At 61.2% G+C, this 13,611-nt stretch carries 13 protein-coding genes; 5 read left to right on the forward strand and 8 right to left on the reverse strand.

Annotated features, from left to right (window positions below):
• Positions 1-2: 2 nt before the first annotated feature.
• The 3 genes from AB4P96_RS12625 (at position 3) to AB4P96_RS12635 (ending at position 3,481) form a co-directional block, all read left to right on the forward strand.
• On the forward strand, positions 3-1,082 hold the full coding sequence (locus tag AB4P96_RS12625; protein WP_395600834.1) for an alcohol dehydrogenase catalytic domain-containing protein: 1,080 nt from the start codon (positions 3-5) through the stop codon (positions 1,080-1,082).
• Positions 1,083-1,085: 3 nt separating this feature from the next.
• Positions 1,086-2,618 carry an FGGY-family carbohydrate kinase gene (locus AB4P96_RS12630; protein WP_236461817.1) on the forward strand — a complete coding sequence of 511 codons (1,533 nt, stop codon included), beginning with the start codon at positions 1,086-1,088 and terminating at the stop codon, positions 2,616-2,618.
• Between the two features lie 137 nt (positions 2,619-2,755).
• Entirely contained in the window at positions 2,756-3,481 is a 726-nt protein-coding gene (locus tag AB4P96_RS12635) for an SDR family oxidoreductase (protein WP_099549978.1), read from the forward strand.
• Here AB4P96_RS12635 and AB4P96_RS12640 read toward each other — a convergent pair.
• Positions 3,478-4,482: a LacI family DNA-binding transcriptional regulator gene (locus tag AB4P96_RS12640; RefSeq protein WP_395600835.1), complete on the reverse strand. Its 1,005-nt coding sequence runs from the start codon at positions 4,480-4,482 to the stop codon at positions 3,478-3,480. The genes AB4P96_RS12635 and AB4P96_RS12640 overlap by 4 nt on opposite strands.
• A gap of 58 nt (positions 4,483-4,540) precedes the next feature.
• Entirely contained in the window at positions 4,541-5,404 is an 864-nt protein-coding gene (locus AB4P96_RS12645) for a LysR family transcriptional regulator (protein WP_099549979.1), read from the reverse strand.
• Positions 5,405-5,647: 243 nt separating this feature from the next.
• On the opposite strand from AB4P96_RS12645, the gene AB4P96_RS12650 reads away from it, so the two are divergent.
• Both AB4P96_RS12650 and AB4P96_RS12655 read left to right on the forward strand, forming a co-directional pair.
• The gene (locus tag AB4P96_RS12650) at positions 5,648-6,955 is read left to right on the forward strand and encodes an IS4 family transposase (protein WP_170040993.1); all 1,308 of its coding nucleotides are present in this window, start codon (positions 5,648-5,650) and stop codon (positions 6,953-6,955) included.
• A 502-nt stretch (positions 6,956-7,457) separates the two neighbouring features.
• Positions 7,458-7,739: a hypothetical protein gene (locus tag AB4P96_RS12655; protein ID WP_395600836.1), complete on the forward strand. Its 282-nt coding sequence runs from the start codon at positions 7,458-7,460 to the stop codon at positions 7,737-7,739.
• A gap of 396 nt (positions 7,740-8,135) precedes the next feature.
• On the opposite strand, the gene AB4P96_RS12660 is transcribed toward AB4P96_RS12655, so the two are convergent.
• From AB4P96_RS12660 to AB4P96_RS12685, 6 genes are all read right to left on the reverse strand, one after another.
• Complete coding sequence (locus tag AB4P96_RS12660; protein ID WP_017136281.1) at positions 8,136-8,390, reverse strand: hypothetical protein; 255 nt, start codon at positions 8,388-8,390, stop codon at positions 8,136-8,138.
• Positions 8,391-8,479: 89 nt separating this feature from the next.
• Positions 8,480-9,880, reverse strand: a complete 1,401-nt coding sequence (locus AB4P96_RS12665; protein ID WP_169988113.1) for an amidase — start codon at positions 9,878-9,880, stop codon at positions 8,480-8,482.
• Complete coding sequence (locus tag AB4P96_RS12670; protein WP_395600837.1) at positions 9,877-11,145, reverse strand: Zn-dependent hydrolase; 1,269 nt, start codon at positions 11,143-11,145, stop codon at positions 9,877-9,879. Before AB4P96_RS12670 ends, AB4P96_RS12665 begins: the two co-directional genes overlap by 4 nt.
• Positions 11,146-11,159: 14 nt before the next feature.
• Complete coding sequence (locus tag AB4P96_RS12675; protein WP_017136278.1) at positions 11,160-11,855, reverse strand: ABC transporter ATP-binding protein; 696 nt, start codon at positions 11,853-11,855, stop codon at positions 11,160-11,162.
• Positions 11,855-12,604: an ABC transporter ATP-binding protein gene (locus AB4P96_RS12680; protein ID WP_017136277.1), complete on the reverse strand. Its 750-nt coding sequence runs from the start codon at positions 12,602-12,604 to the stop codon at positions 11,855-11,857. Before AB4P96_RS12680 ends, AB4P96_RS12675 begins: the two co-directional genes overlap by 1 nt.
• On the reverse strand, positions 12,601-13,611 hold the full coding sequence (locus tag AB4P96_RS12685; protein WP_017136276.1) for a branched-chain amino acid ABC transporter permease: 1,011 nt from the start codon (positions 13,609-13,611) through the stop codon (positions 12,601-12,603). Before AB4P96_RS12685 ends, AB4P96_RS12680 begins: the two co-directional genes overlap by 4 nt.

The following is a 13,611-nucleotide window of genomic DNA, read 5'->3' on the forward strand; positions in this document are numbered from 1 at the left end:
ACATGGACAAGCACACCGAGATGCAAGCCGTCGTTTGCCACGGCCCGAAAGACTACCGCCTGGAGCGAATCGGCAAACCCAAGGCGCGCCCCAATGAACTGGTGATCCGTATCGCCGCCTGCGGCATCTGCGCCAGTGACTGCAAGTGCCATTCCGGCGCGGCGATGTTCTGGGGTGGCGATAACCCGTGGGTCAAGGCGCCGGTGGTGCCGGGCCATGAGTTTTTCGGCTACGTGGAAGAAGTGGGCGAGGGCGCCGGCGAGCACTTTGAAGTGGCGGTGGGCGACAAGGTGATCGCCGAGCAGATCGTGCCGTGCGGCAAGTGCCGCTTCTGCAAGTCGGGCAAGTACTGGATGTGTGAAGTGCACAATATCTTCGGCTTCCAGCGTGAAGTCGCCGAAGGCGGCATGGCCCAGTTCATGCGCATTCCCAAGACCGCCATCGTGCACAAGATTCCCGAGTCGGTGTCGCTGGAAGACTCCGCATTGGTGGAGCCGATGGCGTGTTCGATCCACACCGTCAACCGTGGCGAAATCCAGCTCGATGACGTGGTGGTGATCGCCGGTGCCGGTACGCTGGGGCTGTGCATGGTCCAGGTGGCTGCGCTGAAAACCCCGAAGAAACTGGTGGTGATCGACATGGTCGACGAGCGCCTGGAACTGGCCAAGCAATTTGGCGCCGACGTGGTGATCAACCCGTCCCGCGACAATGCCCGCGAGATTATCAACGGCCTCACCGATAACTATGGCTGCGACGTGTACATCGAAACCACGGGCGTGCCCGCCGGCGTGACCCAAGGCCTGGACCTGATCCGCAAGCTCGGGCGTTTTGTCGAGTTCAGTGTGTTCGGCGCCGAAACCAGCGTCGACTGGTCGATCATCGGCGACCGCAAGGAGCTGGACGTACGCGGCGCGCACCTCGGCCCGTATTGCTACCCGATCGCTATCGACCTGTTCGAGCGCGGCCTGGTGACGTCCAAGGGCATTGTTACCCATGACTTCCCGCTGGATGATTTTGCCGAGGCCTTCGCGTTGGCCAACTCAACCAAATCGATCAAGGTGCTGTTGAAGCCGGTGATTTGATCTATGAACTACGTAATGGGTGTCGATATAGGAACCCAGAGCACCAAGGCGCTGCTGGTGGATGGTCAAGGTACGATCATCGCCCAGCACAGCCAGGGGTATCGCGTCGATACCCCGAAAGTGCGCTGGGCCGAGCAATGGCCGCAGGTGTGGCTGGAGGCCGTCGAGGCGTGTGTGGCGCAGTGCATGGCCAAGTCCGGTGTGGCGGCCGGGCAGGTCAAGGCGCTGTGCATCAGCAGCCTGTATGGCGGTTCGGGGATTGCCGTTGACGCGCAGATGACGCCGCTGCACCCGTGCCTTATCTGGATGGACCGGCGCGCCGGCGAGCAGGTGGCGTGGGTGCGTGAGCACCTGGACCAGGAACGCTTGTTCGAAGTAACGGGCAACTCGGTGGACAGCTATTACGGCTTCACCAAGATGCTCTGGCTCAAGCAGCATCAGCCGCAGGTGTGGGCCGACACGCGCTACCTGCTGCCGCCCAACAGCTATATCAACTGGTGCCTTACCGGCGAATTGGCGGTGGACCATAGCAGCGCCGGCAATATCGGTGGGGTTTACGATGTGAAGGCGCGCGGCTGGTCCGCCGAGATGCTCGATGCATTGGGCATTCCACAGGCCATGATGCCCGAGCGATTGGTGTACTCCGGTGACGTGGTGGGCGGTTTGCTCGAAAGCTGGGCCACGCGCCTGGGCTTGCAGGCAGGCACGCCACTCCTCGCCGGCGGTGTGGATGCGGCGATGGCGACATTGGCAGCGGGTGTTACGCAGCCGGGTAACCATGTGGCGATGATCGGCACCAGCATGTGCTGGGGGTATTTGAACCAGCACGTGGACGCACATCACGGCCTGGTGAGCATGCCTCACGTCTACAACGGCCATCGAGACCTGTACATCTTTGGCGGTGCGATCACCGCCGGGGCGTCGGTCAGCTGGTTTCGCGAACAGTTCTGCCAGGCCGAAGAACAGCAGGCCCAGGCCACCGGCCAGGACAGCCTGGTGTTGCTGGAGCAGAGCGCCACCCAGGTTCCGGCGGGCAGCGAAGGTTTGTTGTTTTTGCCGTACCTGATGGGCGAACGCAGCCCGGTATGGGACGACCGCGCCAGCGGCAGCTTTGTCGGGCTGAACCTGTATCACAGCCGTATTCACCTGTACCGCGCGGTGCTTGAAGGCGTGAGTTTTGCCCTGCGCCACAACATTGAAGCCGGTACCCAGGGCGCGCATTCGCTGGACCCGCGCTTGATTGTGGTGGGAGGCGCGAGCCATTCGGATTTGTGGATGCAGATTATTGCCGATGTCACGCGCTACCCGGTCTACACCATTGTGCAGGAGGTGGAAGCGGCCTTGGGCGCAGCGTTGCTGGCGGCGCATACGGTGGGCTTGGTGAGTGATGACGAGATGGACAAAGGCTGGGTGCAGCTGGAACTGCGGGCGCAGCCCAAGCGCGAGAATGTCATGACGTATGACCGGGCGTTTGCCGAGTACCTGAAGCTGTATCCGGCCCTCAAGCCGATCATGCATAGCCTGCAAACCAACTGACCCAACACAGATCAAAAATGTGGGAGCTGGCTTGCCTGCGATAGCGGTGTATCAGTGCCAAATGTGCTGGCTGACACGCTGTTATCGCAGGCAAGCCAGCTCCCACAGGGATCTTCAGTGTTTATCGAGAAGTGACCATGACCACCACCTTCAACTTCACCCGCCAGCGCATTCTCGTCACCGGCGCCAGCAGCGGCATCGGTCGCGAAATCGCTCAACAGCTGATTGCCGCCGGTGCCGAAGTCTTCGCCCTTGGCCGCGACGCGCAAGCCTTGTCACAGCTGGGCTGCAACAGCTTATGCGTGGATATCGCCGACAGCATCGCCCTGGACAAAGCCCTGTCAGACTTGCCGCCGCTGAACGGCCTGGTCAACTGCGCCGGTATCTCACGCCTGGAGCCCGCCGCCGCCATCAGCGCGGAGGCGTTCGATCAGGTCATGCAGGTCAACGCCCGCGCCGCCGCACAGGTCGCCAGCCGAGTGGCGGCAAAAATGATCGAAGCGAAAATCCCCGGCAGCATCGTCAATGTCTCAAGCCAGGCGTCACTGGTGGCGCTGGACGATCACCTCGGCTACTGCGCCTCAAAGGCCGCGCTGGACGCGATCACCCGCGTGCAGTGCGCCGAGTGGGGGCGCTTTGGCATTCGTGTGAACAGCGTCAACCCCACGGTCACACTTACGCCAATGGCGACAAAGGCCTGGTCGGATCCGGCCAAACGCGACCCGGCGCTGGCGGCCATTCCGCTGGGGCGTTTCGCACAAACCGTGGAAGTCGCATTGCCGGTGCTGTTCCTGCTCAGCGATGCCGCCAGCATGATCAGCGGCGTGAGCCTGCCGATCGATGGCGGCTACACCAGCCGCTAGCCGTTTTCCAGCACGCCGGCGATCACCACTTTGTCCCGTGGCTTGTACGGGTCTTGCAAGCGGTCAAGCAGCAGGCGTACCGCGCTGCTGCCGGCCAGTGAGGCGTCGTGGGCCACGCAGGCGATCGGCACGCCGAAGATATCGGCGAAGGGCAGGCGGTCGATGCCGCAAATGGTCAGGCTGTCGTGGGCGATGTTGTGCATGCGCAAGGCACGCAGGGCGCCGAGGGTGATCAACTGGTTGAAACCCATGATTGCATCGGGCGCCGAGTGCTCGGCCAGGTAGTCGAGAGTGTGCAGGTAAGACGGCATCAGCGTGTAGTCACCGGCCTGCACTTCGACCTGAACATGGGGGTGTTCAGCCAGCACTTCGCGCAACCCTTTGAGGCGCTCCACGGTGATACGTGAGTGCTGCGGGCCGGTCAGCACCAGCAGGCGTTTAAGGTCGGGTGTCTGGCGCAGCAGGTAGTGCGCCGCCTGGATACCGCTGTGGTAGTTGTCGAGCACTACGCGGCTGAACGGGCTGTCGTGGATCGTGCGGTCGAGCAACACCACCGGAGTTTTGCCGTTGCCCAGGCGCTCCAGATAGTCGGGTTGGTAGCTGGGTTCGTCCGAGACCGGCGACAAGATAATCCCCGCCACGCGATAGCCCAGCAGGGTATCGACGGCTTTGCTTTCGAGTTCTTCCAGCTCATCGGTGTCCACCAGCATGATGGTGTAGCCGTGCTTCTTCGCCTCGCGGGAAATCGCCTTGATCATCTCGCTGTAGAACGGGTTGTCGACTGAGGCGGTGATCACCCCGATGATCAGGCTCTCACTGCGCTTGAGCCCGCGTGCGAAGGCATTGGGCACGTAGTCCAGCTCGCGCGCCACTTCGAGAATGCGCGCCAGGGTGGCGGGCTTGACCAGGTCGGGCTTGCTCAATGCGCGGGACACCGTGATGGTGGTCATGCCCACCCGTTTGGCGATGTCGCTGATGGTGACGGACTTTTTCTTGTTCATCGGTAAGGCTGCGCTGGGAAACATCCGCAGGCTAGCATGCGCGCGGGCGTAGGGTGATTCAAATCAGCGGGTCCCAGCGTTGTGACCAGTCGCTTTCGGCCTTGACCACTTCGCGCAGCAGCCCCAGCGCCTGTTGCAATACCGCCGAATCCCGCGCCCGTGAGTAGACCAGATAGGTCGGGAAGCTGAATTCCGGCGCTTTCGGGACGCGCTGCATGACGCCGCTGTCCAGGTAGCTTTGCACCACCCGCGTGCGAAAATACCCGGCACCGCCATTTTCCAGGATGTACTGCAAGGCCAGCGGCCCGAGGTTGAAACTCAACGCGGCGCGGGCTTTGTCGGGCAGCGCGGCGTCGTGTTGCTGGCGAAAGCCTGGGCCCCAGTCGATATACACGTAAGGGGCGGGTTTGCTTGTTAACTGCACCAGGATCAGTTTTTCTTCCAGTACTTGCTCGACCTGCAGGCCAGGCCAGTATTGCGGCTGGAATACCAGCGCGGCATCGAGCACGCCCAGTTCCAGTTGGCGCAAGAGGTATTCACCTTCACGCACTTCGGTGCGCAGCGCGTGGCCGGGGATCTGTTCGCGCAAGGCCTTGGCCCAGCCCAGCATCAACGGGTTGCACAGGCTGACTTCGCCGCCGATATGCAGCACATTGCGGTAGCCATCGGGCAGCGGGAGGTCGCGCTTGGCGGCTTCCCAGGTTTGCAGCAATTGGTTGGCGTAGACCACAAACGCCTCGCCATCGGCGGTGAGCCTGGCGCCTGCGCGGTTACGCACAAACAGTGTGCTGCCCAACTGGCTTTCCAGGCTTTTGACCCGTGCGGTGATGGCGGTCTGGGTGACGTGCAGTTTCTCGGCAGCCGCGGCCAGGCTGCCGCAGCGGGTGATTTCGAGGAAGGTGCGTGCCAGTTCGATGTCCATGAAGCCCCCGGGGATGAATGGGGGACAGTGTAATGGAATGTGCTTGGAACTGGGGTGTGTGTGGGTTTGTTGGGGGGCTGGGTGTATATCCGTTATTTAGGTCACGGCGGCTTATGGTTCCGCTCTTACAGCCATGCCTTTCAAGGTCTTGGTTTAAAATCCCCTAATCAATTCAGTCAGGACGACGAAGCTATGTGGGAAAAGGTTTTAGAACGGTTTGAAAAACAAGCACCAGCCAGTGTCATGACCAAGCTGGTCTTGGAGCAGGCCGTAGATGCCAAGTGGGTAGACAAGGTGTTCGATGATCATCGCCAGCGTCAGTACTCCCGTGAGCTTTTGTTTTCAACCGTTGTTGAGCTGATGTCCCTTGTTTCATTGGGCTTGAGGCCGTCATTACACGCGGCGGCGCGCAAGATGGAGGGCCTTTCGGTCAGCCTTGCAGCCCTCTATGACAAGATCAAGCGAACCGAACCCGAGCTTCTGCGCGCCCTCATTTCGGGCAGTGCCGAGCGTTTGATACCGACCGTAGAAACGCTTGGCCATTCATCGATCCTTCCCGGTTGGCAGTTGCGTATTGTTGATGGCAACCATCTGCCGGCCACTGAAAAACGTCTAGGTGCTCTGCGCAATGAGCGCGGCGCAGCACGCCCAGGATTTTCAGTAGTTGCCTACGATCCGGATCTGGATTTAGTCGTTGATCTTCAGCCGTGGGAAGATGCCTACGCCAGTGAGCGAGTCAGTGTTTTACCGCTACTGGCCCGCGCATGCGCGGGCCAGTTGTGGATGGCTGACCGGCTCTATTGCACGCTGCCCGTCTTGCAAGCCTGCGAGGACACGGGGGCTTCGTTCATCGTTCGCCAACCCAGCAAACATCCACGACTCGTCCAAGAAAGTGAGTGGCAAGATTCAGGAGCAGTCGATAGCGGCACCGTTCGCGAACAAATCATCGAAGTGACCAGTGGCCGCCGCTGGAGACGCGTTGAATTGAGCCTGCAAACAGCGAATGACTCAGGTGATGTGGTGATGTGGTTCTGGAGCAATTTGCCCGACACCATCAGTGCTCAACAGATAGCTGATTTGTACCGTCGTCGCTGGAGTATTGAAGGCATGTTCCAACGCCTTGAATCGGTACTGGAGAGTGAAATCACAAGCTTTGGCAGCCCGAAAGCCGCGCTGCTGGGCTTTGCCTCGGCGGTGCTGGCTTACAACGTTTTATCGGTTCTCAAACGTAGTGTTGAGCAGGCGCACCGGGAAACACAGCCAGAGGGTTGGGAAGCTTCGATTTTCCACTTGGCGGTGCATGTTCGCAGTGATTATCAGGGTTTGCAGATCGCATTGCCTGCGGAAAATTTCCCCCTTGAAAAGACCTCGCAAGGGCTGGCAGAGCGATTACTGGCCCTGGCGAGGTTGATCAAACCCAAGTCCGTCGCAAAGAGCCCTCGCGGCGCCAAAGTCGCTAAACCCAAGGAGTGGCTGGAAGGTAAGGCGGCACGGGCGCATGTCTCAACAGCTCGGGTGCTTAAGGCTGCCAAGGCGGATAAACAGGCCTAAACATGACGTTAAACGGACTCTTAAACATAGACCTTGAAAGGCATGGCTCTTACAGCGGGTCACTTTTGGCAAACGCCCGGAATGCCGGCCCAGCCAAAAGTAACCAAAAGGTCTTCGCCCCACCACTCGGCACCTCGCTTAGGCTCGGTGTGCCCTCACTCCGGCTTGAATCCGTGGGCCGCCGCGATGGGCCATCCTTGGCCCAGCGCGGCTAACCCGGCGTCCTGCCGGGTTACCCACGGATTCAAGCCTGCGTTCGGCCATCGTGGTTAACGGGGCGCCTCAGATCAAAAGCAAGATCAAAAGCAGAGCACGGCGGCCTAGTAGCCGACCTGAGTGGTTGAATCAAAAACGAAAGGCGAAAGGCGAAAGGCGGATTTGCATACACTGAAGAGCTGCTTTTCTGTGGGAGCTGGCTTGCCTGCGATGCAGACACCTCGGTACATCAGGCACACCGAGTTGATGCCATCGCAGGCAAGCCAGCTCCCACCTTTGACCGAGTATGGCTCTGCTGTTGCTGTTGCTGTTGCTGTTGCTGTTGCTGTTGCTGTTGCTGTTGCTGTTGCTGTTGCTGTTGCTGTTGCTGTTGCTGTTGCTGTTGCTGTTGCTGTTGCTGTTGCTGTTGCTGTTGCTGTTGCTGTTGCTGTTGCTGTTGCTGTTGCTGTTGCTGTTGCTGTTGCTGTTGCTGTTGCTGTTGCTGTTGCTGTTGCTGTTGCTGTTGCTGTTGCTGTTGCTGTTGCTGTTGCTGTTGCTGTTGCTCTGGCCCTTACATCCTTTTCGATGACGAAGTCAGCGGTCTTTTGATCTGCGCTTTTGATCTTGATCTGAAATCGCCCCGTCAAACACGATGGCCGGAATTCGACAGGGATTTGGGGGGTAAACCGGCAGGGATGCCGGTTTAGCCGCGCTGGGCCAAGGATGGCCCATCGCGGCGGCCCCCCAAATCACTGGCGGATTGCGGGCATGCCGAGCCACAGCGAGGCACCGAGTGTTGGGGCGAGGACCTTTTGCTTACTTTTCGGTCCTTCGAAAAGTGAGTCGCTGTAAGAGCGAAACCATAGGCCGCCGTTACCGCAGCAATGGATATGTACCCCGACCAACCCCCCCCGCCAAACCGCTACCGCAGGCAAGCCAGCTCCCACAGTTGATGATTGCATTTCAGCCCAAGGCAGGCCGAACCCTAGTGAATACCGATGGACCAACTCTGCGTGGTCTGGTCTTCGTGCCGCTGCTCCAGGTCATCCTCATACTGACAACGCGGCCCCTTGCACTTGTACTCAAACGTCACCGGCGCCTGGGTCTGAACCGGGAACAACGATTTGGCCGTCGCCGGTGCATCGTGTGGCACCGCCTCAAGCACAGGCGCTTCGTAGCTCAAGTCCAACGCTGTGGCATGGACCATAACCGGCAGGACGGCGAGCACTGCACTCGCCATAAAAGTCCTTGTAAATAGCATCTAAAACAACCCGCGCAACAAAAAATGAAGCGCGGATTATAAGCCGGATGCGACCGCACATGCAGGGTTCAGAGCACCCGCGGTGCTTCAAGGTGTTCAGTAGGAAAGGCTTTGGCATAGGCCTGACACACCCTCAACACCTGCTCATCCGCAAACCGCGCAGCCACCACATGCAAGCCCACCGGCAAACCATTCGCTGCCAACCCGCAGGGCACCGAAGCTGCCGGTTGCTGCGTCAAATTGAAGGGATAAGTAAACGGCGTCCACTCCATCCATTCTTTCATCGACGAACCCGGCGGCACATTATGCCCAGCTGCAAACGCTGTAATCGGCATCATCGGCGAGACCAGCACATCATAATGCTCATGAAACGCCGCCATCCTCGCCACCAACGCCGCACGGGCTTCAAGGGCGTCGTTAAAATCGCCGAGGCTCAACTGCTGGCCGTGTTCGGCAATACGCAGCAAACCAGGGTCCAGCAATTGTTTTTGCGCATCACTCATGGAACCCGTGAGGCGAGCCGCACCGGCTGCCCACAAGGTGCTGAATACCTCCAGCGGATCGCTGAAACCTGGGTCGATCTGCTCGACATGCGCCCCCAGCTGTACCAAACCCTCAACCGCCTGGGCGACCACTTTGGCCACCTGTGGGTCCACGTCCACATACCCGAACGTAGGGCTATAGGCCACGCGTAAACCCTTCAAATCCGTAGCGCCCGGCAACCACGGCGTATGGCGCGGCGCCCCGATCAGGCCATCACGCGCATCCGGTTGGGCCACGGTTTGCAGCATCAGTACCGTGTCTTCCACCGTGCGGGTCATCGGCCCCAGGTGCGACAAAATCGTCATGGAACTGGCCGGCCACTGCGGCACATACCCGAAAGTTGGCTTGATGCCGAACGTACCGGTGAACGCACAGGGAATGCGGATCGAGCCACCGGCATCGCTGCCCTGGTGCAGCACGCCCAGGTTCAGCGCCGCCGCCGCACCGGCGCCACCCGACGAACCGCCCGCTGTGGTGCGCGTGTCCCACGGGTTGCGCGTGATGCCGTACAGCGGGTTGTCGGTGACGCCTTTCCAACCGAATTCCGGCGTGGTGGTCTTGCCCAGCAGCACCGCGCCGGCTTTGCGCATAAAAGCCGAGAAGGGCGCATCCACATCCCACGGCCCGTCGGCAGAGGAGGTGCGCGAACCCTTGCGGGTGGGCATGCCAATGGTCAGCGTCAGGTCTTTGATCGAGGCAGGCACGCCGTCCAGTGCGCCGCAGGGTTCACCTTTCAACCAGCGTTGTTCCGAGGCCCGCGCAGCGTTCAATGCGCCTTCAGGGTCTACGTGGCAATAGGCGTTCACCACCGGGTTATAGCGCTCGATCCGCAGCAGAGCGTCTTCAGTGACGTCTACCGGTGACAGGGTCTTGTCGCGAAAATGCTGCAGCAGTTGCACCGCCGTCAGTTGGCCAATCTCACTCATGCCACCTCTCCCTGCGCCGCGTTGACCATGGCGCGCAGCAGCACCGCGCAGCCCGCCGCCAGGTCATCCGGCGCGGCGTTTTCGATTTCGTTATGGCTGATGCCGCCTTCGCACGGCACAAAGATCATCCCGGCCGGGCCGAGTTCGGCGACGAAAATCGCGTCATGCCCGGCGCCACTGACGATGTCCATGTGGCTCAAGCCCAATGCCTGCGCACCGTCACGCACGGCGTTGACGCAGGCTGGGTTGAAGTCCAGCGGCGGGAAGTCGGCGGTGGGCGTCAGTTCAAAGGTCAGGCCATGCCGGGCGCAGGTGGCTTCGATCACGCTGCGCACTTCATCGACCATGGTTTGCAGCTTATCGGCATGCAGGTGGCGCAGGTCGATGGTCATGTGCACCTGGCCTGGAATCACATTGCGCGAGCCGGGGTGCAGGTTCAGGCAACCGACCGTGCCGCAGGCGTGGGGTTGCTGTTGATGGGCGATGCGGTTGACCGCGCTGACCACTTCGGCGGCGCCTACCAGGGCGTCCTTGCGCAGGTGCATGGGCGTTGGGCCGGCGTGGGCTTCGACGCCGGTAAGGGTCAGGTCGAACCATTTCTGGCCGAGGCAACCCATGACCACACCGATGGTGGTGGCGCGGTCTTCCAGCACCGGGCCTTGCTCGATGTGCGCCTCGAAATATGCGCCGACCGGGTGGCCGAGCACCGCGCGGGAGCCGGCGTAGCCGATGCGCTGCAATTCGGCGCCCACGGACAGGCCTTGGTCATCGAGTTTGTCGAGGGTGTCCTGCAAGTCGAACTTGCCGGCAAACACCCCGGAACCCATCATGCACGGCGGGAAGCGCGAGCCTTCTTCGTTGGTCCACACCACCACCTCGATGGGGGCCAGGGTCTGGATATTCAGGTCATTCAAGGTGCGGATCACTTCCAGCCCGGCCATCACGCCGTAGCAGCCATCGAACTTGCCGCCGGTGGGCTGCGTGTCGATATGGCTGCCGGTCATCACCGGGGGCAGGGCGGGATTGCGTCCGGCACGCCGCGCAAAGATATTGCCAATGGCATCGACACTGACACTGCACCCGGCGGCCTCGCACCATTGCACAAACAGGTCGCGGGCCTGGCGGTCGAGGTCGGTGAGCGCCAGGCGGCACACGCCGCCTTTGACCGTAGCGCCGAGCTGAGCCAGGTCCATCAACGATTGCCACAAGCGGTCGCGGTTGATCAACGGGGCATTGCTCTTGAGCGGTTGCGCAAAACTATTCATGTGCAAATCTCCGGTCAGGCACTCAGGGCCAGGTAGCGGTTCTTGATGGTCGGGTCGGCGCGGAAGTCAGCGGCGCTGCCCTCGTATACGACGCGGCCCTGTTCGAGCACGTAATGGCGGTCGGCGAGCTTGTCGCAGACCATCAGGTTCTGTTCCACCAGCAACACCGGCAGGCCGTCGTCCTTGACCTTGCGCAGGATTTTCACCAGCTCGTCAACGATCACCGGCGCCAGGCCTTCGGTGGGTTCGTCGAGGATCAGCAGCTTGGGGTCGTTGAGCAGCGCGCGGGCGATGGCGAGCATCTGTTGCTCGCCGCCGGACAGTGCGTGGCCGGCGTTTTTACGCCGTTCCTTGAGGCGCGGGAACATGCCGTACACGTCTTCGAGTTGCCAGCGGCTGGTCTTGCGCACGGCGATACGCAGGTTTTCCTCGACCGTCAGCAGGCGGAAAATCCCGCGGTTCTCCGGCACCAGCGCCAAGCCCTGACGGGCGATTTCAAAGATCTTCTGGCCCACCAACGCCTGGCCGTTGAAGTGAATCTGGCCCTGGCGCGGGCAAATAATCCCGAGGATGCTGCGCAGCGTGGTGGTCTTGCCCGCGCCATTTCGGCCCAGCAGCGTCACCAGTTCACCGGGGTTGACGGTCAGCGACACGCCTTCCAACACATGGCTCTTGTCATAGTAGGAATGGATATTCTCGACAATCAGCATCAGGCAGCCTCCCCAAGATAAGCCGTACGCACACGCTCATCGGCACGCACGAATTCCGGCGTGCCCTCCACCAGAATCTGCCCGTGACTCATCACGGTGATGCGTTGGCTGATGGACATGACAATGCTCATGTTGTGTTCGATCAACAGCACCGTGTGGTCGCGGCCAAGGTCGCTGATCAGCTGGGTCATGATCGGAATGTCATCGATGCCCATGCCCGACGTGGGCTCGTCGAGCATCAGCAGTTTGGGTTTGGAGCAGATCGACATGCCCACCTCCAGCACGCGTTGCTGGCCGTGGGATAACTCGCCCGCCAGGGTGTCGGCGCGGCGGGTCAGTTGCAGGCGTTCGAGGACTTGATCGGCCATCTCCAGGTGCTCGCGCTTGCTGTCGACGCGGCGCCAGAAGTTCAGCGCCCGCGCACCGTCGCGGCCTTGGGCGGCCAGGCGCAGGTTTTCGCGCACGCTGAGGTTCTGGAACAGGCTGGTGAGCTGGAACGAGCGCGCCATGCCCAGGCCCACACGGCCGTGGGCCGGTTTGCGTATCAGGTTCTTGCCGTCAAAATGAATCGCCCCGGCGGTGGCCTGGCGCTCGCCGGTGAGGCAGTGAAACAGGCTGGTCTTGCCCGCGCCGTTGGGGCCGATAATGGTGTGAATGGTGCCGGCTTCGACCTTGAGGTTGACGCCGTTGACCGCATGGAACGCGCCATAGGCCAGTTCCAGGTCTTTGGTTTCCAGCAGGATGCTCATAGCCCTTCCTCCTTGGCGACGACGGCGGTCTTGCGGCTGCCGCGTACCCGTTCGAACAACGACGCGAGGCCGCCCCACAAGCCGCCGCGCATGAAGATCACCACAAAGATCAGGATCACACCCAGCAGCATCAGCCAGCGTGGCCACAGGTCGGAGAGGAAGTCCCCCAACAGCACGATGGAGCCTGCGCCCAGCAATGAGCCGAACAGCGAGCCGGTGCCGCCGACGATGGTCATGATCAGGATGTTCTCGGACATCGCCAGGTCGATGTTCGACAGCGGCACAAAGTGCAGCAGCATCGCGTACAGCGCCCCGGCGATGCCGGTGACCGCGCCGGACAGCACGAACACCAGGATCTTGAAGTGGCGCGTGTCATAGCCGATGGCCGAGGCGCGGGTTTCGTTTTCGCGGATCGCCATCAAGGTGCTGCCGAATGGCGAGGCGATCACTCGGCGCGCGCCGATAAAGATCAGCAGGAACAGCACCGCGACAAAGCCATAGAACACCCGGGCATCGGCCAGCGACAGCAGCACGGTGTCACCGATGCGGATTTCCGGGCGCGGCACACTGAGCAGGCCGTTGTCGCCGCCGGTCCAGTCGCTCAAGGTGTAGGCGACGAAGTAGGCCATCTGGCTGAATGCCAACGTGAGCATCACGAAGTAAATGCCGGTGCGCCGGATTGCCAGCGCGCCGACCAGAAGCGCCAGGAAACCACCGGCAATGGCCGCGCCGAGCAACGCGGTGAACAAGCCCAGTTGCAGGTGGATCATCAGCAGCGCCGCGCAATACGCACCGGCACCAAAGAAGATGCCTTGGCCGAACGACAACAGCCCGGTGTAGCCCAGCAACAGGTTGCAGGCCAGCGCGGCGAGGGCAAAGATCAGGATCTCGGTGGCCAGGGTGGCCGAGGGCAGAATCAACGGCAAGCCGATCAGCACCGCCAGCACCCACAGCAACATGGCTTTGGATTGGGTTTTGGCAAACGGCAGGGGGTTTTTCTCGCTCAT

Source organism: Pseudomonas sp. B19125, from assembly GCF_044218855.1.
Lineage (GTDB): Bacteria > Pseudomonadota > Gammaproteobacteria > Pseudomonadales > Pseudomonadaceae > Aquipseudomonas > Aquipseudomonas edaphica.